18 protein-coding genes are annotated in these 18,315 nt (G+C 70.8%); 10 read left to right on the plus strand and 8 right to left on the minus strand.

Annotation, left to right across the window (positions count from 1 at the left end; all coding sequences use genetic code 11):
• Positions 1–37: 37 nt before the first annotated feature.
• Both AB0J88_RS18290 and AB0J88_RS18295 read right to left on the minus strand, forming a co-directional pair.
• Positions 38–1,126 carry an aldo/keto reductase gene (locus AB0J88_RS18290; protein WP_364342989.1) on the minus strand — a complete coding sequence of 363 codons (1,089 nt, stop codon included), beginning with the start codon at positions 1,124–1,126 and terminating at the stop codon, positions 38–40.
• A 43-nt stretch (positions 1,127–1,169) separates the two neighbouring features.
• Positions 1,170–1,787, minus strand: a complete 618-nt coding sequence (locus AB0J88_RS18295) for a TetR/AcrR family transcriptional regulator (protein ID WP_364342986.1) — start codon at positions 1,785–1,787, stop codon at positions 1,170–1,172.
• A gap of 120 nt (positions 1,788–1,907) precedes the next feature.
• Between AB0J88_RS18295 and AB0J88_RS18300 the strand changes: the two genes are divergently transcribed.
• Together AB0J88_RS18300 and AB0J88_RS18305 are read left to right on the plus strand one after the other, a co-directional pair.
• Complete coding sequence (locus AB0J88_RS18300; protein ID WP_364342983.1) at positions 1,908–2,330, plus strand: hypothetical protein; 423 nt, start codon at positions 1,908–1,910, stop codon at positions 2,328–2,330.
• Complete coding sequence (locus AB0J88_RS18305; protein ID WP_364342980.1) at positions 2,327–4,507, plus strand: tetratricopeptide repeat protein; 2,181 nt, start codon at positions 2,327–2,329, stop codon at positions 4,505–4,507. Before AB0J88_RS18300 ends, AB0J88_RS18305 begins: the two co-directional genes overlap by 4 nt.
• A gap of 2 nt (positions 4,508–4,509) precedes the next feature.
• Here AB0J88_RS18305 and AB0J88_RS18310 read toward each other — a convergent pair whose 3' ends face one another.
• Positions 4,510–5,376 carry a helix-turn-helix transcriptional regulator gene (locus tag AB0J88_RS18310; protein ID WP_364344531.1) on the minus strand — a complete coding sequence of 289 codons (867 nt, stop codon included), beginning with the start codon at positions 5,374–5,376 and terminating at the stop codon, positions 4,510–4,512.
• A gap of 103 nt (positions 5,377–5,479) precedes the next feature.
• A complete protein-coding gene (locus AB0J88_RS18315) occupies positions 5,480–5,713 on the minus strand; it encodes a DUF397 domain-containing protein (RefSeq protein WP_364342977.1) in 234 nt (77 codons plus the stop codon).
• Positions 5,714–5,961: 248 nt separating this feature from the next.
• Between AB0J88_RS18315 and AB0J88_RS18320 the strand changes: the two genes are divergently transcribed.
• The gene (locus tag AB0J88_RS18320) at positions 5,962–7,440 is read left to right on the plus strand and encodes a GGDEF domain-containing protein (protein ID WP_364342974.1); all 1,479 of its coding nucleotides are present in this window, start codon (positions 5,962–5,964) and stop codon (positions 7,438–7,440) included.
• On the opposite strand, the gene AB0J88_RS18325 is transcribed toward AB0J88_RS18320, so the two are convergent.
• Positions 7,437–7,919 carry a hypothetical protein gene (locus tag AB0J88_RS18325; RefSeq protein ID WP_364342971.1) on the minus strand — a complete coding sequence of 161 codons (483 nt, stop codon included), beginning with the start codon at positions 7,917–7,919 and terminating at the stop codon, positions 7,437–7,439. The two genes, AB0J88_RS18320 and AB0J88_RS18325, sit on opposite strands and share 4 nt — an antisense overlap.
• A 59-nt stretch (positions 7,920–7,978) precedes the next feature.
• Here AB0J88_RS18325 and AB0J88_RS18330 point away from each other — a divergent pair, with 59 nt between their 5' ends.
• Positions 7,979–8,560: a DinB family protein gene (locus AB0J88_RS18330; RefSeq protein WP_364342968.1), complete on the plus strand. Its 582-nt coding sequence runs from the start codon at positions 7,979–7,981 to the stop codon at positions 8,558–8,560.
• Between the two features lie 72 nt (positions 8,561–8,632).
• A complete protein-coding gene (locus AB0J88_RS18335) occupies positions 8,633–9,151 on the plus strand; it encodes a GNAT family N-acetyltransferase (RefSeq protein WP_364342965.1) in 519 nt (172 codons plus the stop codon).
• Here the strand turns inward: AB0J88_RS18335 and AB0J88_RS18340 are convergent.
• The gene (locus AB0J88_RS18340) at positions 9,148–10,140 is read right to left on the minus strand and encodes a LacI family DNA-binding transcriptional regulator (protein ID WP_364342963.1); all 993 of its coding nucleotides are present in this window, start codon (positions 10,138–10,140) and stop codon (positions 9,148–9,150) included. The genes AB0J88_RS18335 and AB0J88_RS18340 overlap by 4 nt on opposite strands.
• An 87-nt stretch (positions 10,141–10,227) precedes the next feature.
• Here AB0J88_RS18340 and AB0J88_RS18345 point away from each other — a divergent pair, with 87 nt between their 5' ends.
• From AB0J88_RS18345 to AB0J88_RS18365, 5 genes are read left to right on the plus strand one after another with little or no spacing between them, the layout of a single operon-like run.
• A complete protein-coding gene (locus AB0J88_RS18345; RefSeq protein WP_364342960.1) occupies positions 10,228–11,379 on the plus strand; it encodes a Gfo/Idh/MocA family oxidoreductase in 1,152 nt (383 codons plus the stop codon).
• Positions 11,376–12,497, plus strand: a complete 1,122-nt coding sequence (locus AB0J88_RS18350) for a dihydrodipicolinate synthase family protein (protein WP_364342957.1) — start codon at positions 11,376–11,378, stop codon at positions 12,495–12,497. The genes AB0J88_RS18345 and AB0J88_RS18350 overlap by 4 nt, the downstream gene beginning before the upstream one ends.
• Positions 12,494–13,294, plus strand: coding sequence for a sugar phosphate isomerase/epimerase family protein (locus AB0J88_RS18355; protein WP_364342955.1), 801 nt, complete (start codon positions 12,494–12,496; stop codon positions 13,292–13,294). Before AB0J88_RS18350 ends, AB0J88_RS18355 begins: the two co-directional genes overlap by 4 nt.
• Positions 13,291–14,154, plus strand: a complete 864-nt coding sequence (locus AB0J88_RS18360) for a PmoA family protein (RefSeq protein ID WP_364342952.1) — start codon at positions 13,291–13,293, stop codon at positions 14,152–14,154. The genes AB0J88_RS18355 and AB0J88_RS18360 overlap by 4 nt, the downstream gene beginning before the upstream one ends.
• Entirely contained in the window at positions 14,151–15,095 is a 945-nt protein-coding gene (locus AB0J88_RS18365) for an inositol-3-phosphate synthase (RefSeq protein ID WP_364342949.1), read from the plus strand. Before AB0J88_RS18360 ends, AB0J88_RS18365 begins: the two co-directional genes overlap by 4 nt.
• 13 nt (positions 15,096–15,108) lie before the next feature.
• On the opposite strand, the gene AB0J88_RS18370 is transcribed toward AB0J88_RS18365, so the two are convergent.
• Together AB0J88_RS18370 and AB0J88_RS18375 are read right to left on the minus strand one after the other, a co-directional pair.
• The gene (locus AB0J88_RS18370) at positions 15,109–16,659 is read right to left on the minus strand and encodes a right-handed parallel beta-helix repeat-containing protein (RefSeq protein WP_364342946.1); all 1,551 of its coding nucleotides are present in this window, start codon (positions 16,657–16,659) and stop codon (positions 15,109–15,111) included.
• A gap of 10 nt (positions 16,660–16,669) precedes the next feature.
• Positions 16,670–18,271 carry a family 16 glycoside hydrolase gene (locus tag AB0J88_RS18375; protein ID WP_364342943.1) on the minus strand — a complete coding sequence of 534 codons (1,602 nt, stop codon included), beginning with the start codon at positions 18,269–18,271 and terminating at the stop codon, positions 16,670–16,672.
• Positions 18,272–18,315: the final 44 nt, after the last annotated feature.

Below are 18,315 nucleotides of genomic sequence, written 5' to 3' on the forward strand. Positions count from 1 at the left end.
CGCGGAGTTCCCGGGCCACGCGCGGTCGCGCCCGCACCTAAGCCGCGGCGTTCCACACTGGAGGCTGGTAGCCCGCGGGCTTGTCGCCGATTCCGAGGCCGGGACTGACGATCCAGGACTGGTACTCGGGTGTGAACATCGGGTACGGCAAGCCCCACTGCGGTGCACTCGCCCGGTCGAGGCGGGCGCGCAGGTCCGCTGGAACCTCGAAGTCCAGCGCCCCGAGGCTGCTGTCCAACTGGGTGGCGCTGCTCGCACCGACGATGACCGAACCGACGGCGGGCTGGGTGGCCACCCAGTTGACCGCCACCTCGGCCATGGGTCGACCGAGCTCGGCCGCGACCTTCTCGAGCTCGTCGATCACCCGCCACTCGCGCTCGCTGACCGGGCGCTGGCCGCCACTGCCGCCGAGCCTGCCGTCGCCGGTCAGGCCGTCAGCGGACCGGCGGTACTTGCCGGTGAGCAGGCCGCCGCCGATCGGACTCCACGCCGTCAACCCCATGCCGAGGGTCTGCGCCATCGCGGTGAACTCGGCCTCGATGTCACGGGCCACCAGCGAGTACGGCAGCTGCACGGTGACCATCGGGGTCAGCGCGTTGGCTTCGGCGAAGGTCTGGGCGCGGGCGGCGTACCAGGCGGGCACGTCGGACAGGCCCGCGTAGCGGATCTTGCCGGCGCGGACCAGGTCGTCGAAGGTCCGCACGACCTCCTCGACGGGCGTGATGCGATCCCAGGTGTGCAGCAGGTACAGGTCGAGGTAGTCGGTCCCGAGCCGCTTCAGCGACGCCTCGACGGCACGGATCATGTGCTTGCGCCCGTTCCCGCCGGCGTTCGGGTCCGTCCGGTCGACGGTGTTGGTGAACTTGCTGGTCAACACCAGGCGATCGCGTACGCCGGCGGAGGCCATGAGCTTGCCGAGGATGGTCTCGCTCTCGCCGGCCGTGTAGAAGTCCGCGGTGTCGACGAAGTTGCCGCCGGCCTCGAGGTAGCGCCGGAAGATCGGCTCCGCCTCCGCCTCGGTCCTGCCATAGGCGGCGTGGAAGCCCGCGACACCGAAGTTCATCGTGCCGAGCGCGAGCCGGCTCACCCGCAGTCCTGACCGGCCGAGCAGGTAGTAGTCATTCATGCCGGCAACCGTGGCGCGGGAAAATGGACCTGCAAGTCCAAAACTATCGGCGCAGGTTCGCGATGCCCACGTCGAGAGCGGCCTCGAGGTTCTCGATCCGGCCCGTAGCGATCATCACACCGACGCCGCCCTGGATCCCGGCGAGGAGCGCGGCCGCCGACCGATCGGCGTCCAGGGCGCCGTCGACCTCGCCGATGCCCTGCATGTGACGGATCCCGTTGGCGATCTCACGCTGCCACTGGTCGATCAGCTCGGTGGTCACGGCCCGCGCGCCGGGAGTGCCGCGGCCGAGCTGCGACATCAGGCTGTTGAGCGGGCATTCGGTGCCCTGCGCGAGATAGCGCGCGACGACCCGGTCGCGCCAGGCCTGCCAGGCGGGCCAGGACGTCAGATCGCCGAGCTGGGGCTGCTGGTCGGAGAGGACGCGCTCGGACTCGTGCTTGGCGACGGCGAGCAGCAGCTCGTCCTTACCGTCCGGGAAGTAATGGAAGAGCTGCCCCTTGCTGGTGCCGGTGCGGGCGCGCACGTCGTCGAGGGTGGTCGCCACGGCACCGCGCTCCCGGATCTCGGCAGCCGCACCCTCGACGATCCGCTGCCGGGTCGCGACCCCTTTCCGGGTCAACGAGCGTTCCGTACCCGAGATTCCGGTTTTTGGACTCACGAGTCCATTCTAGCGCGGGACCTGTGCCCATTCCGGCCACGGGCATCCATCCGGGTGACGGCGAACGGATCGCGCCCGTGGTAGGGATAGTTGGGACCGTCGAAGGTGGAAGGTGACCCGATGGATGCGGATCTGGCAACGACGGTGGTGCCGTACCTGACAGCGGCGGCCGCGGCCTATGGGACGGCCGTGCTGGATCGGGTGCGGGACTCGGCGGCGGACGCGACAGCGGACGCCTCCGTCGGCTTGGGCAGGCGTCTCTTGAGCCGCATTCTGGGCCGGCAGGAATCGGCGGATGCCGTCAGCGAGGCGGTGCAGGACATCGTCGCGGATCCAGCGGACCCGGACCGCGTGTCGGCGCTGCGCCTCCAGATACGCAAGGCACTCGTGGCCGATCCGCAGTTGGCCAGCGACGTGGCACACCTGGTGGCGCGGTCCGGTGTCGCTATCAACGCCACCGGGGAGGGAGCGGTCGCCGTGCAGCACAACTCGGGCATCGTGCAGACCGGACGGGGCAGCCACGCGAGTCAGCACGGCTCGTGACTGCGCCCGAGCGCGATTCCGGCGTGCGTGCGGCCGGTAGAAACGCGGCGGCGGTGGCGACCAACCAGGGCATCGTCCAGACGGGTGCGGGCGCGAAAGCCATCCACAATTCCGTAGCGCTCGGCGTCCCGGCGCAGATCACCGTTCCAGAGGGTGGAATCCTCGGGATGCCTAAGCCCGGGGTCCGGGACTTCGTCGGACGCCACGAGCAGCTGGACGCCCTCGACGGGCTCGTCCGTGCCGGTGCGGGCGTGGTCGCCCAAGCGGTGCACGGTTTGGGCGGCGTGGGCAAGAGCGAGCTGGCGCTGCAGTATGTCGCCCGCTACCGGCACCGATATGGCGTGGTGTGGTGGATCGTCGCCGAGGACGCCGACAAGATCCGGGCGGGTCTGGCCGACCTGGCGTTCCGGCTGCACACAGAGCTGCAGATCGTCGCGACTCAAGACGAGGCGGCCAACTGGACCTTGGCGTGGCTGCAGGCCCATGACGGCTGGCTGCTAGTCCTGGACAACGTCGAGGACCGGCTGTTGGCGGAACCGCTGTTGGGACAGCTGCGACGGGGACATGTGTTGATCACGACCCGGCGCGATGTCGGCTGGGACGACATCACCGACGGTTGCTTGCGATTGGACGTGCTTGCCCCACCTGCGGCCGTCGACCTGCTGCTCAGACTGTCCGGCGAGGCCGACGCCGCCACCGCCGAGAGATTGGCAGCTGAGCTCGGCTACCTGCCTCTGGCGCTGCGGCAAGCCGGTGCGTACCTGCGGCAGACCCGCACCGGCATCGAGCGCTATCTGCGGCGCCTGCGGTCCGACCCGGCCACTGTCCTCGACTTGGTGGCGGCCGGCGACGACGCGCAGCAGGCCGTCGCCCGGGTCTGGGCGGTCACCACCAAGACCATCGGACAACAGAACCCACTCGCCATGCGGGTGCTCCGGGTCCTGTCCTGTCTTGCGCCGGACGACCTGCCACGGGACGTCTTGCACCCCCTCGCCGACGTCGACGACGTCGATCAGGCACTGGGAATGCTCGCGTCGTACAACATGATCACGCTCACCCACGGCACCGTGGCCGTGCACCGACTTGTGCAAAGCGTCACCGCGACCCAGCTCAAGCAGGGTTCCGCGGTCGAGTTCGACGGCATCCTACTGACCGCCATCGAACTCCTGAGAGCCGCACTGCCGTCCGAGAGCCCGGAGACGGACGTCGCGGGCTGGCCGCGCTGGGCCGCGCTGACCCCACACGTCACCGCCCTGGTCACCGCTTGCCCCGACACGGTCGGCGGCGGCCACGTGGCCCTGTTGCTCGACTCGATGGTGGGCTTCGACATCGTCCAGGGCCGTTTCCAGCAAGCACTGCGCCTCGAGCGGCGGGCATTGACCATCGCCGAGGCATCGCTCGGCGACGACGACCTCCAGACCGCCGCCATCATCGGAAACCTCGCGGGCATCCTGAAATACCTAGGCCGCGAGGCGGAGTCCGAACCGCTGCAGCGCCGGGCGATGGCCATCAGCGAAGCGGCGCTCGGTCCCGATCACCCGACCATCGCAATTGGGCTCAACAACCTCGCGCTCACCCTGCGGCATCTGGGCCGGACCCACGAGACGGAACCGCTGCACAGGCGGGCGGTGTCCATCGCCGAGGCATCGCTGGGTCCCGAGCATCCGATCACCGCTCGCTACCTTCACAACTTCGGTTACAGCCTCCTGGTACTGGACCGCGCCGATGAGGCGGAACCACTGCACCGTCGGGCGCTGGCCATCACCGAGAACGCGTTCGCACCAGACCACCCGTTACTCGCGACGAGCCTAGACAACCTGGCGCTCACCCTGAACGCGCTCGCGCGATCGGACGAGGCCGAGCCGCTACAACGACGTGCGCTGGCGATCACCGAAGCGGCTTTCGGCCCGGATCACCCGACTATGGTCGTCCGCCTGGGCAACCTGGCGTCCACCCTGCTGCAGCTCGGGCGAGCCGACCGGGCCGAGCCGCTGGAGTGGCGGGCGTTGTCGATCGCTGAGGCGACACTTGGGGCCGACCATCCCAACACTGCCATTGCCCAGCGGCTTCTCGCGCGCACCCTGGAGACGCTCGGGCGCGGCGACGAGGTTGTGCAGCTGCGCCTTAGGGCTGAAGCCATCAACCAAGCGGTGTCGGCGAAACCCCAGACGCGCTGACGTCAGCCGGACGTCCGCAGCTTCGTCAGGAAGTCCGTCGTGTCCGCGGGCGACAGGGCCGCGACCGTCAGCCGTTCCATCGCCTGCCGGTAGCGCTCGACGTGCTCGGGCTTGTCCAGGTAGAGAGCGCTGACGAGCTGCTCCACATAGACGATGTCGGGGATGTCCGGGTCGGCGAACCGCAGCATGCTGAACGCGCCGCCGTCGGCCGTGTGGGTGCCGCGGCGCAACGGCATCACCTGGAGCGTGATGTTGGGCCGCTCGCTCAGGTCGAGCAGGTGCTTGAGCTGAGCCCGCATCACCGCCTGCCCACCGACCGGCCGGCGCAGGGCGGCCTCGTCCATCACCACCCAGTAGGTGGCCGGCGGGATGCGGTCCAGGATCCGTTGGCGTTCCAGGCGCAGCTTGACGCGCCGGTCCACTTCGGCCGGTGCCGTCTCGGGGAGCCCGGACACCACCACACCACGGGCGTAATCCGCGGTCTGGAGCAGGCCCGGGACGAACTGCACCTCGTACGCGCGGATGGTGGTGGCCGCCTCCTCGAGGCCGACGTACGTGCCGAACCAGCTCTCCAGCACGTCGTCGTAGCGGTGCCACCAGCCGTCGGTGCGCGAGTCGCGGGCCAGCGCGAGCAACGGCTCGCGCTGGGCCTCGTCTACGACGCCGTACAGGGTGAGCAGGTCAGCGATGTCGCGTTCCTTGAAGCCGACCCGGCCCAGCTCCATGCGCGAGATCTTCGACGCCGAACCGCGCAGGTGGTAACCGGCGTCCTCTCTGGACACGCCGGCCGCCTCGCGGAGCCGGCGCAGCTGTGCGCCCACGACGATCCGTCTGGCCGTGGGGCCAGCGGCGGCGTCCGGCGCGGTCATGTCGTCCTTCGAGGTCGGCGGTCTGCGGTCGGCGGTCTGCGGTCGCATCGACGAGATCGCTCGGTAGCCTACGTGACCCCGCGGTTACCGGTCCATCATGCGTCTAGTCGACGAGGTGGTCGAACTCCCCGGCGGTGACACCGTGGAACATCGAAGTCATCTCCGCCGGGGTGAAGATCAGCGCCGGGCCTTCCGGGTCACGCGAGTTGCGCACCGCGACCGCGCCGTCCGCCAGCCGGGCCAGCTCGACGCAGTTGCCCTGCGCGCCGCTGCGGCGGCTCTTCACCCAGGTCACGTCGCCGAGGTCAGGTGCGGCGACGCCATTCTTGATCTTCATGTCCACCTTCGACGGTTGAGTTCGACGGGGGTCCATCCCGCGATCGGGAGCCTAATGCACGTGCATTCTCACGGGAAGATGCACGTACGCCTAAACCTCTGGTGTGGAATGTCCACATTCGCTGCTGATGCCGTCCGTGCCGTCTCGCGCTGGTTGGGACCAAGCGCATTTGCACGTGCATTTGCTCTTGCGGCATGGCCGTGCACGCGAGGAGGATGCTCGATATGTCCCGCGATGGTGGTGGCCGGATGCCTGAGTCGCCCGGCCCTCGCGTGGACCAGGCGCTCCGCATCACCGCCGGCGCCGCCCTGCTGCTGGTCGCGCTGTTGGTCGCGGCCGGGGCGCCGAGCCCGATCGTCGCGGTCCTGATGCCGGTCCCCTACGCGGCCTGCGCCGCCATCTGCTTCCGGCGCGCGCGGTGCGGTGGCGTCCAGCGGGCGACCTGGGCCGCGGCCGGCGCCGCGATGACCGCCGCCGTCGCCGGCGCCGGCTGGGCCGCCCTCTCCCCCGCCGACCGCGGCGAACCGATCCACACGACGACCAGCGACGCGCTCGCGGTGGTCGGCTTCGTGCTCCTCTACCTGTTCGTCGGCCTGCTGCTGCGGTCGGACCGTCCGGCCTTCAACAGTGGCGTCTGGTTCGACGGGGTCGTCGCCGGTCTGGGCATCGCGTCGCTGGCCTGCCTCGGCGCGCCCGGTCGTGACGGCAACGGACGCATCGGCGTACACCTGGCTGGTGTCCTGGTCTATCTGGTCCTGATCCTGCTGGTGGTCATCGGAGGCAGCCTCGGCGGCCGCCGGTTGAACCGCACCCATGTGCTCGTGGTCGCCGCGTTCGGTGCGGCCAGCATCGCGGACGGCCTCGCGATGCTCGGTCACGCCGGCGGCACGCTCGCCGAACCCGGCTCGCTGGTGGTGCTCTCCCTCGCGCTGCCGGTCCTGCTGGCGTTCGCCCCCGTGGCGGCAACCCCTCGCCGTCGGTCCGACGCGGCGACCACGCCAACCATCGTGGGCTGGGCGACTCTCGCCGTGCCCGCGTTCTTCGCGGTCAGCAGCGTGCTGCTGCTGGCCATCGGCCAGTCCGGCCGGCTACCGGCGCTGAGCACCACGCTGGCGGCGGCATGCGTGCTGGCCGCGCTCGGCCGGGCCAGCCTGACCTTCAAGGAACTACGCGATCTGCGCGACGTGCACCAGCAGGCCCGCACCGACGACCTGACCGGCCTGCCGAACCGGCGGGCGCTCTACGAGCACCTGGACGCGCTCGCGACGCCGGCCACGCTGCTGCTGCTCGACCTCGACGGGTTCAAAGAGGTCAACGACAGCATCGGCCATGCCGCCGGCGACCAGGTGCTGGCCCAGACCGCCGACCGCATCAAGGTCGTGCTGACCCCGCAGCAGGTGCTGGCCCGGCTGGGCGGCGACGAGTTCGCCATCCTGCTGCCGGGCGCCACCCTGGCCGAGGCGGCGGACCTGGCCTGGCGCATCCACGTGGCGGTGACCTGCCCGTCCCACCTGGGCGACAAGCAGATCCGACTTGGCGTCAGCATCGGCGTATCCGGCACGCACCTGGCCGACGCGGGCTCCGGCGAACTGCTCCGAACCGCGGACATCGCCATGTACGTGGCCAAGCGGCGCGGTGGTGGCGTCGCCGCCTACGAGCCCCGCCCGGCCGTCGTGGAACCGGCCCAGGTGGCGCCCTCCTCCGAGCTGAGCGTCCATCTGAGCTAGCGGTTCTGCTCCGCGAAGCGGCGCGCGAGCTCGCGCTCGGCCGCGCTCGGGTCGCGGTAGCCCTCGAACGCGCGCTCGCGAAGATCCTCCGGGAAGATTCGCTCGATGTCCGGCCGGTGGGCCGCACCGTCGCCCGGGACCTCCACCGTCGCGCCCCGGACGGCGACCACCGTGCTGACTCCTGGGCTCTCGTCGAACGCGACGCCGGCCTGTCGCTCCACGCAGAACAGCGCGGCGTAGACGGTGGTGACGTCGGCGGCCGTGGTGGCATCGGCGGGTTCGACGCCGAAGGGCTCGGCGACGCACACCAAGCGAGCATTCGACATCAACGCGTACGCCGCGGTCGGGTCGGTCTCGAAGACGTCGACCACGACGGTCGCGAGCTCGGCGGCCAGGGCGGGCGGTAACGGCGCACGCTGGCCCGGGTCGCAGGCGGCGAGGAGCGCCAACGCCAGGACAATGCGCAGCACCCGGCTCATGGACGGCAACCTAAACAAATGAGTTGTCGGCCGGCAAGACCGCAGTCGATGATGCGGCCATGGCTACCTCTCGACGCGCCGACATGTTCACCGCGGACGGCAAGCCCTCCGACGACGACCCCCGCGAGCACGGGCCCACGTTGGGCGACGAGCGCACGACGCTGGCCGAAGCCCTGCGCAGCGCCCGCCTCACGTTGGAGATGAAGTGCGCAGGGCTCGACGCGGAGCAGATGGCGCGGCGGTCCGTCGAGCCGTCGACCATGTCGCTCCTCGGCCTCGTGCGGCACCTGGCCGAGGTCGAGCGCGCGACGTTCCGGAAGATGATGGCGTCCCAGGACGTCCCCCGCCTCTACGTCTCGGACACGAACCGCGACGGCGACTTCGACGGCGCGGTGGCCGACCCCGCGGTGGTCGAGGAAGCGTGGACGGCCTGGCGCGCGGAGGTCGACTTCTCCACCCGCTTCGTGGCTGAGGCGGCGAGCCTCGACGCCACGGGTGACGACCCGTTGAACCAGCACGGCACCGGCGGCGGCGCGATGTCACTACGCGAGGCCATGGTCGGCATGGTCTGGGAGTACGGCCGCCACATGGGCCACGTCGACCTACTGCGTGAGCGAATCGACGGCCGCATCGGCCAGTGAGGCTACGACTTCGATGGCTGAGGGAGCGCGGCGCGGGTCGCGGGCCGGGCGGGTCGCGCCTAGCGTGGCCACATGCCTGAACTGATCGCGCCGACCGTCCGCCTGCACGCCGCCTTCGTCGAGTGTCGTGACGACTGGGGGCCGGGCGCTCACGAGGACGGCTTCGGCCTCGGCGAGGATGACGACGTGCACTCCGCCGAGGGCTTCGCGGCCTGGGTGCGCCGGCGCCTCGAGAACACCCACCCCGTCGGCACCCCCTGCCCGGAGCACCAGCACGCCTCACTCCGCTGGATCGTCGAGGACGGCAAGGTGCAGGGTGGCATCGCCCTGCGGCACCGGTACGACGACGACCTGGGTCAGATCGGCTACGGCGTGCGCCCGTCGGCGCGCGGCCGCGGGCTCGCGACCTGGGCGCTGGCCCAGATGCTGCGCGAGGCCCGCACCACCCTCGGCCTGGACCGCGTCCTGATCCCCTGCCTCGCCGACAACGTGGCCTCGGCCCGCACGATCGAGCGCAACGGCGGCGTCCTCGAAGGCATCCGGGACACGGGCCAGCTCAAGGTACGCCGCTACTGGGTCACCCTGGCCTAGGGCGGAAACGTGCTGGCCCGTTCGACGAGCGACGCCGGCACGCGTTCCACGCGCGGGTCAGGCGACGCCGGCGACAGGGCCAGTGACATCGCCTGGGCGCCCATGTCGGCCAGCGGCAGTCGGATCGTCGTCAGCGCCGGCGTGACGTCGCGGGCGATCGGCATGTCGTCGAAGCCGATCACGCTGACCCGGCGGTCCACGTCGCGGAGGAAGGCCAGCGCGCCGACCGCCATCGAGTCGTTGAGCGCCGCGATCGCGGTGAGGCGGGGGTGCGCCGACAGCAGGTCGCCGGTCGCGGCGGCCCCGCTGTCCCGGTCGAAGTCGGCATATACGACCTTCGGAGCCGGCCGCCCGTGGGTGCGGGCCGCACGGCGGATGCCGGTCAACCGGTCCGTGGTCGTCGTCAGGTTGCGGGGGCCGGCGATGACACCGATCTCGCGGTGGCCCAGCGCGTAGAGGTGCTCGCCCGCCATGAAGCCCCCGGCCTCGTTGTCGGGGACCACCGCGTCGCCGGCGCGGTCGTGCCGGCCGATGACCGCGACCCGGCCGCCGCTCAGCTCGTAGGCGCGCAGCTTGCCGCGCAGCGAGCGGGCGAAGGCCGCGTCGTGGTAGCCCGAGCCGGCCAGCACCATCGCCGCCACCTGGTGGGCGCGCAGCAGTTCCACGTAGTCGAGCTCGCGGGCCGGGTCCCGGTAGGTGTTGCAGATGATGACGAGCCGGCCGTCGGTCGTGGCGACCCGTTGCAGGCCGCGGGTGATCTCGGCGAAGTACGGGTCGGAGACGTCGTGGACGACCACCCCGACGGCGGTGCGGCCGGACCCGGCGAGCTGGCGGGCATGCGCGTTGGGCACGTAGTGCAGGTCTGCGACCGCGGCCTCGACCCGGTCGCGCAGGGCGGCGCTGACCGGCTTGCTGCTCCCGTTGATGATGCGCGATGCGGTCGCCGTCGAGACGCCCGCCCGGCGCGCGACGTCGTCCAGCGTGGCCACGTCGAGATCATACGGGAAAGCCCTTGCCTGAACCCATCCCGATGGATACGTTGCCCGGGAAAGCGCTTACCTGGGGAGGTCAAGGTCGTGGATCGCAGAACCATCGGGATCGTCCTCAACGGGGTGACCGGCCGGATGGGCTACCGTCAGCATCTGGTCCGCTCACTGCTCGCGATCCGCGAGGGCGGTGGCCTCCCGCTGCGGGACGGCACGCTGCTCTGGCCGGAGCCCGTCCTGGTCGGGCGCGACGACGCCCGGCTGCGAGCCATCGCCGACCGGCACGGCCTGACCGAGTGGACCACCGACCTGGGCGCGGCCCTCGCCCGGCCCGACGTCGAGATCTACTTCGACGCGCAGGTGACCAACGTCCGGGAGAAGGCGATCCGCGCCGCGGTGGCGGCCGGCAAGCACATCTACACCGAGAAGCCCACGGCCGGCGACCTGGCCGGCGCGGTCGAGCTCGCCCGGCTGGCCGACGCGGCCGGCGTGAAGCACGGCGTCGTGCAGGACAAGCTATTCCTGCCCGGCCTGCGCAAGCTCGACCGGCTGGTCAAGGGCGGCTTCTTCGGCCGCATCCTGAGCGTCCGCGGCGAGTTCGGCTACTGGGTCTTCGAGGGCGACTGGCAGCCGCCCCAACGTCCATCGTGGAACTACCGCACCGCCGACGGCGGCGGGATCACGGTCGACATGTTCCCGCACTGGCACTACGTGCTGGAGCAGATCTTCGCGCCCGTCCGCGCGGTAACCGCGCACGTCACGACCCACATCCCCCGCCGCTGGGACGAGACCGGCCAGCCCTACGAGGCGACGGCCGACGACGCGGCGTACGGCATCTTCGAGCTCGACGGCGGCATCGTCGCGCAGATCAACAGCTCGTGGGCGGTCCGCGTCTACCGTGACGAGCTCGTGGAGTTCCAGGTCGACGGCACCGAGGGCAGCGCGGTCGCCGGTCTGCGCGAATGCCGGGTGCAGCACCGGTCGACCACCCCCAAGCCCGTCTGGAACCCCGACCTGCCGGCCACCGAGCGGTTCCGCGAGCAGTGGCAGGTCGTGCCGGACAACGAGGAGTTCCGCAACGGCTTCCAGGAGCAGTGGGAGCTGTTCCTGCGGCACGTGGTCGAGGACGCCCCGTACACCTGGGATCTCTGGGCCGGAGCCCGCGGCGTGCAGCTGGCCGAGCTCGGTGCCCAGGCCGCCCGCGAGGGCCGGCGCATCGAGGTGCCGGAGCTGGGCGCGTGACCACCGTCGTGCTGCCCGACGGCCCGTTCACCTTCAGCGGCGCCGGAGCGAGCTATCGGCGAAGACCGTTCACGAGCCGCATCGCGTACGCCGCCGCGCACGTGGTCGCCGACCCGCTGGCCGACAACACCCCGGGCCGGCCGGCCACGCTCGACTGGGACGCCACGCTCGCCTTCCGTCACCACCTGTGGTCGCACGGCTTCGGCGTGGCCGAGGCGATGGACACCGCCCAGCGCGGCATGGGCCTCGACTACGCCGCGACCCGCGAGCTGATCCGGCGCAGCACCCGCGACGCGGCCGGGCCGATCGTCGCGGGAGTCGCCACCGACCAGCTGCCGCCCGGGCCGGCCACGCTCGACGAGGTCCGCCAGGCCTACGCGGAGCAGCTGAAAGACGTGCAGGAAACCGGTGCCACACCGGTGCTGATGTGCAGCCGCCACCTCGCCGCCGCCGCCCGGCACGCCGACGACTACCTCGACGTCTACGGCGACCTGCTGCGCCAGGCCGACGGGCCGGTGGTGCTGCACTGGCTCGGCGAGATGTTCGACCCGGCGCTGGCCGGCTACTGGGGCGCCGACCCGGTGGCAACCGTCGAAAGCCTGATCGGCGCGCACACCGCGAAGGTCGACGGCATCAAGGTGTCGCTGCTCGACGAGGGCTTCGAGGTCGACCTGCGCCGGAAGCTCCCGCCCGGCGTCCGGCTCTACACCGGCGACGACTTCCACTACCCGCAGCTCATCAAGGGCGACGACGAGGGCTACTCGGACGCGCTGCTCGGCATCTTCGCCGCGATCGCGGCCCCGGCGGCGGCCGCGCTGCGCGCCCTGGACGCCGGTGACGAAACAGGCTATGACGAGATCTTCGCGCCCACCGTGCCGTTGGCCCGGCACGTCTTCGGCGCACCCACCTTCTACTACAAGACCGGCATCGTCTTCCTCGCCTGGTTGGCCGGCCACCAGACGCACTTCACGATGGTCGGCGGCCTGCAGAACGGCCGGTCGCCGCAGCACCTGGCCACGCTGGTCCGGCTGGCCGACGCGGCGGGTGTGCTACCGGACGCCGACCTCGCCGCATCCCGCGCGCGGGCCTGGCTCACGACCGTGGGGGTGGCCCAATGACCAGGTTCGCGCTCAACTCGGCCACGACCAAGCACTGGCCGCTGCCCGACCTGGTCGCGGGTTGCGTACGCGCCGGAGTCGACAAGGTCGGCCTGTGGCGGGAGGAGGTCGCCGCGTACGGGCTCGACAAGGCGGCAGCGCTCACGAAGGACCTCGAGGTCACGTCGCTGTGCCGGGGCGGCTTCTTCTCCGACCCCGGCTGGGAGGACGACAACCGCCGCGCCATCGACGAGGCCGCCGCCCTCGGCGCACCGGTGCTGGTGCTGGTCTCCGGCGGCCTGCCCGAGGGCAGCCGCGACCTCGACGGCGCCCGCGCCCACGTCGGTGAGGCGATCGGCAGACTCGTGCCGCACGCCCAGGCGGCCGGCGTCCGCCTGGCCATCGAGCCGTTGCACCCGATGTTCGCCGCCGACCGCTGCGTGGTGTCCACCCTCGGCCAGGCGCTCGACCTGGCCGCGCCGCACCCCGTCGACGCGGTCGGCGTCGTGGTCGACACCTATCATCTCTGGTGGGACGACCAGGTCTGGGCGCAGATCGAGCGGGCCGGCCGCCAGCGCCGGATCGCCTGCTTCCAGGTCGCCGACTGGGTCACTCCCCTGCCGGCCGGCGTGCTGCTCGGCCGCGGGCTGCCCGGCGACGGGTGCGTCGACAACCGCCGGTTCCGCCAGGCGGTCGACGCGGCCGGCTACACGGGTCCCGTCGAGGTCGAGGTGTTCTCGGCCGAGGTGTGGGCGCGGCCGGGCGACGAGGTGCTCGACGCGGCGCTGCGCGGCTACCGCGAGACGGTCGAGGGATGACCGACCTCACCGTCGACGGCGTTCCGGTCGCGTCCTATGTGGTGGACGAGAAGGTCGACCTCATCCAGGGACCGAGGCCCTATCTGCATCCGGTACGTACGTTGGGCGGCACGACCGTCACCGACTTCGCCCCCGAGGACCACCTCTGGCACCTGGGCGTCTCGGTAGCTATGCAGGACGTCGCCGGGGCCAACCTCTGGGGCGGCCGCACGTACGTCCGCGACCGCGGCTACACCTGGCTGGACGACCACGGCGAGATCGTGCACACGGGCTGGCTGCCCACCGACCACGGCCCGCGGAAGGGCTCGGTGCTGCTCAGCGAGGATGACCTCACCGGCGAGGAAGTCCCCGCCGGCCAAGGCCTGGGCAACCGAATGGACTGGCGCGACAAGGACGGCAGGGTGCTGCTGACCGAGGAGCGGCGGCTCAGCGCGACGAAGGCCCCCCACGGCTGGGAGCTCTCGGTCGACTTCACCCTCTCCGCGACGAGCACGGTGTCTCTGGGCAGCCCGGCCACGAACGGGCGGCCCGGTGGCGCCGGCTACGGCGGCTTCTTCTGGCGCGCCGCGCCGGGCGAGACGCACACCTTTACCGCCGACGCCGAGGGCGAGGAGCAGGTCAACGGCAGCGCGGCGCCATGGCTGGCGCTGACCGGCCCCGGGCCGTACACCCTTGTGTTTCGGGGTCTCGCCGGTGACGACCGCTGGTTCGTGCGGACCGGGATCTATCCGGGCGTGTGCGCGGCCCTTGCCTTCGAGCACCCGCTGCTGGTCACTCCGGAAGCGCCGCTCTCCCGGCGCATCACCGTTCTCGTCGCGGACGGCGCTCTCACGCGAGAGCAGGTAGCCTCGGCTTCATGATCAAACCAGCGCGGGTCGCGGTCGTCGGTGTCGGCAACAACACGTCCGCACTCGTGCAGGGCATCGCCTTCTACCGCCAGACCGGCAGCCTCGCCGGCGTGCACCGGCCCACGATCGACGGGCTCGGCGTGGGTGACGTCGACATCGTCGCGGCCTTCGCCACGTCGCCCGAGAAGGTCGGCCGGGACCTGACCGAGGCGATTTTCCTGCCACCGAACAACTTCCCCCGGCTCGACTGCGACCTGCCGAAGGCGGGCGTCGCCGTCACCAGGGGATTGACGGACGCGACCGAGGCGGACCGCGTGGCGAAGGCGCTGGCTGGAGCCGAGGTGCTGCTCTACTCCGCGCCGAGCGGCCGGCCGGAGACCGCCCTCGCCTACGCCCGGGCCGCCCGGGAGGCCGGTGTCGCGTTCGTCAACACCACCTCCGACCCGGTGGCCCGACACCAGGCGGAGCTCGACCGGTTCGAGGCGGCCGGCCTGCCGCTGCTCGGTGATGACCTGACCAGCCAGTTCGGCACCTCGGTGCTGCACGACACGCTGCTGCGGCTCCTGGCGGAGCGCGGCCTCACGCTGGTCAGCTCCTACCAGGTCAACCTCGGTGGCACCGAGGACTTCCGCAACCTGGTCGAGAACCCCAACACCAAGAAGCAGTCGAAGCTCAACGCCCTGTCGACGGCCGACAAGGTGCAGTTGGCGCCGCTCGGCTACCTGTCGCAGCTCGGCTCGCAGAAGGTGGCCCACCTCAACCTCGAGGCACAGGGCTGGGGCGAGACCACCGTCAGCCTCGACGTGAAGCTGAAGGTGCACGACCCCAGCGGCGCCGCCGGCGTCAACATCGACCTGGTCCGTATCGCGTGCGGTGCGTTGCGGAGCGGACGGAAGGGCTACGTCGACGAGGCGGCGCCGCTGTTCAAGTCACCTGCCGGGACGGCGATCTAACGCCGGCGGTCGGTCAGGGGTTGATCCGGCCGGCGCCGGCACCCGAGGTGACGCTCGCCTTGACGCCGCTGGCGTTGTCGAGCTGGTACGAGTACGGGATGCTGCCCGTGCTGCCGGCGCTCTGCGGAGAGCCGGAGCCGACGAACACGTTGTTGCGCTGCACGAGGGTGCCCGGGTCCGAGTCCGCGTACCCGACCAGGGTCGGCTCGTCGACGTTCTCGAAGTAGTTTCCCTCGACCAGCACGCCGGCGTCCATCGTGGACGCGACGCCGTACTCGTTGTTGTAGTAGTAGTTGTTGTAGACGTGCACCGGGTTGCCGAAGCGGACCCGCGGGTGGCGGGTGCCGGATCCGTCGAACCAGTTGTGGTGGTAGGTCACCCGCAGGTGCCCGACGTCCTGCGACGCGTTGTCGTCGGAGTGCCCGAGCAGCATCGACTTGTCGTGGCCGTAGATCCGGTTCCAGGACACGGTGACGAAGTCGGAGCCGCGCTTGATGTCGACGGCACCGTCGTACCCGTCGGTGAAGCTGTTGTGGTCGACCCAGATGTTCGTGGCCGACTGCTCCACGTTGACGGCGTCGTCGTCCCAGCCGCGGAACGACAGGTTCCGGATGATGACGTTGCGGTCACCGTTGATGGTGAAGCCGCACCCGGAGATGGTCGCGCCGGAGTTGCCGAGGATCGTCTTGTTCGATCGCACCCGGATCATGCCCGAGCACGAGATCGTGCCGCTGACCCGGATCACCGCGGCTCCGCTCGCCCCGACCGCACTGGTCAGGGCCGAGGCGCTGGTGACGGTGGTGGCCGATGCGCTGCCACCGCCGCTGGTGCCGCCGTTCTGGGTCGCCCAGCCGACCAGCCCGGTCTGCGGCGGGGTCGTCGGACCGCCCGTCGGCGGGTTGCTGGTGGGCGGGTTCGTCGGGTTCCCGGTGGGCGGGACAGAGCCGTCCGTGCTCACCACCACGTCGTCGAAGCGCGCCGACGCGTACGCGGTCACCAGGCCGACCCGGCCGGCGCTGTGGGCGCTGTTACTGCCCGAGGCGATCCGGGTGCCGTTGACGAAGCCCGAGATGGTGCTGCCGTTGGCGTCGATCCGCAGCGTGTACCAGGTGCCGGTGGACACGGTCAGCGACGCCGACCCGATCACCGTGACCGACGAGCCGTCGACCGCCTGAAGCTCGGCGCGGTTGGCGTTCGTCAGGGCGAGCCGGTACATCTTGGTGGCCGACGACGAGCGCGAGGCCAGGGCCACGAGCCTGTTGCTGCCGTTGAAGCCGAGGGGCTTGACCCGGGCCTGCACCGAGTACGCCGTCCAACTCGTCGACCCCGCGAACTGGCGGGCCAGCTCGCTGTCGGTCTTCGACTGAGTGAACGTCGGCGAGCCGTCGCTCACGATCGACCAGTCGCCGCCGGACTTGGACCAGCCATCGGCCGAGCTGTCGTTGAAGTCGTCGGAGAAAAGCGTCGCCGCCTGCGCGACACCGCCCAACCCGAAGGCGACCACGATGGCGGCGAGTGCGCCCGCGACGACCGCGAGCAAGCCTCGACGTGCCGTTCTGCTCATCACTTCCTCCTCAGATCCGGCCGGCGCCGGCTTGCGCGGACACGGTCGACTGCACCTGGGCACAGGGCAGCAGGGTGTACGGGTACGGCACCGCGGACACGCTGCCGCCGGCCTCGCCCGTACCCGAGTTGGTGAAGCAGTTGTTCCTCGCCACGATCCGGCCGGGACCCGACGACGCCTCACCGAGGTGGAAGGGGTCGTCGACGTTCACGAAGGCGTTGCCCTCGACGATCACGCCGGCGTTCTCGGTCGACGCGACGCCGTAGTTGCCGGTGTCGTTGTAGTAGTTGTTGTAGACGTGCACCTGGTCGCCGAACCGGACCCGCGGGTTGCGCTGGTTGGTCTCGTCGAACCAGTTGTGGTGGTAGCTCACCTTCAACCGGCCGGTGTCCTGCGCGCCGTTGTCGTCGTCGTGCCCGAGCAGCATGTTCTTGTCGGTGCCGTCGGCGTGGTTGTAGGAGATCGTCACGTAGGACGAGCCGCGCTTGACGTCGACGCCGCCGTCCGTGCCGGTCGTCCACGTGTTGTGGTCGATCCAGACGTGGTGGCTGAACATCTGCACGTTGATGGCGTCGTCGGGCCAGCCCCGGAAGTTCAGGTTCCGGACGATGACGTTGTGCACCGCATCGGTCGGCGGTGCCGTGACGTCGTCGTCGATGGGCAGCCCGATGGTGAGGCCGCCGCCGGTGAGACCTGATCCGGAGCCGAGCCCGACGATCGTCTTGTCGGAGGTCACGTCGTGCATGGGGCCGGGCAGGGTGAGCATCCCCTGCACCTGGATGACCCGCGGGCCGGCCTGCGCGATCGCCGACAGGAACGCCGAGGCGGTGGTGACCGTCACGGTCGGACCGCCCGCGCCGCCGCTGGTGCCATTCTGGCCCCAGGCGTTCACGGATGCCCAGCCGTCGGCGACGTTGGGCTGTGGCGGGTTGGTGGGCTCGGTCGTGGGCGTTGGGGTCGGGGTCGGCTCCGTGCCGCCACCTGTCGTCACCGCCACGTCGTCGAAGCTCGCGGTGGTGTAGAACGTGGCCACGCCGACCCGGCCGCTGCTCCACGATCCGTCGCTGGCCTCGGTGAGGAGGGCACCGTTGACGTAGCCACGCAGCGTCGAGCCCGCCACCTCCAGCCGCAGCGTGTAGAAGGACCCCGCGCTCACGCCGACGGAGGCGGTGTCCAGTGTGGTCGACGAACCGCCGACCAGCCGTTTGAGCTCGACGGTGTTGTTGGAGCGCAGGGCCAGGTAGTAGTAGCTGGTGCTGCTCCGCACCCGGGCGAGCACCGCGACGAAGCGGTTGCTGCCGTTGAAGGCCAGCGGCTTCACCCGGGCCTGCACGGCGTAGTCGGTCCAGCTCGCCGTGCCCGCGAGGGCGCGGGCGTCGCTGCTGGTGCTGCTCTGGCGGAGCACGCGGGAGCCGTCGGTGGTCACCGACCAGCTGCCCCCGTTCGTCGTCCACCCTGACGAGTTGCCGTCCTCGAAGTCGTCGGAGAACAGCGTGGCCGCGCTGGCTCCGGTGGTCATGCCGAGGACCAGCGCCGCGGCGGCGACCGTGGCCCCGAGGGCCAGCAGCAGGCCGCGGCGACGTGATCGCCGGGCTGGGTTGGGGGGTGACACGGATCCTCCTCTGATCGATGTTTGTCGATCTCTGAGGTACGGGA

The sequence above is a fragment of the Asanoa sp. NPDC049475 genome (assembly GCF_040676915.1).
GTDB lineage: Bacteria > Actinomycetota > Actinomycetes > Mycobacteriales > Micromonosporaceae > Asanoa.

Bases quoted from the DNA above. Each gene is read 5' to 3' on its own strand.
- AB0J88_RS18290 (WP_364342989.1), bottom strand. From the start codon at position 1,126: ATGAATGACTACTACCTGCTCGGCCGGTCAGGACTGCGGGTGAGCCGG.
- AB0J88_RS18300 (WP_364342983.1), top strand. From the start codon at position 1,908: ATGGATGCGGATCTGGCAACGACGGTGGTGCCGTACCTGACAGCGGCG.
- AB0J88_RS18310 (WP_364344531.1), bottom strand. From the start codon at position 5,376: ATGACCGCGCCGGACGCCGCCGCTGGCCCCACGGCCAGACGGATCGTC.
- AB0J88_RS18315 (WP_364342977.1), bottom strand. From the start codon at position 5,713: ATGAAGATCAAGAATGGCGTCGCCGCACCTGACCTCGGCGACGTGACC.
- AB0J88_RS18320 (WP_364342974.1), top strand. From the start codon at position 5,962: ATGCCTGAGTCGCCCGGCCCTCGCGTGGACCAGGCGCTCCGCATCACC.
- AB0J88_RS18325 (WP_364342971.1), bottom strand. From the start codon at position 7,919: ATGAGCCGGGTGCTGCGCATTGTCCTGGCGTTGGCGCTCCTCGCCGCC.
- AB0J88_RS18330 (WP_364342968.1), top strand. From the start codon at position 7,979: ATGGCTACCTCTCGACGCGCCGACATGTTCACCGCGGACGGCAAGCCC.
- AB0J88_RS18335 (WP_364342965.1), top strand. From the start codon at position 8,633: ATGCCTGAACTGATCGCGCCGACCGTCCGCCTGCACGCCGCCTTCGTC.
- AB0J88_RS18355 (WP_364342955.1), top strand. From the start codon at position 12,494: ATGACCAGGTTCGCGCTCAACTCGGCCACGACCAAGCACTGGCCGCTG.
- AB0J88_RS18360 (WP_364342952.1), top strand. From the start codon at position 13,291: ATGACCGACCTCACCGTCGACGGCGTTCCGGTCGCGTCCTATGTGGTG.
- AB0J88_RS18365 (WP_364342949.1), top strand. From the start codon at position 14,151: ATGATCAAACCAGCGCGGGTCGCGGTCGTCGGTGTCGGCAACAACACG.
- AB0J88_RS18370 (WP_364342946.1), bottom strand. From the start codon at position 16,659: ATGAGCAGAACGGCACGTCGAGGCTTGCTCGCGGTCGTCGCGGGCGCA.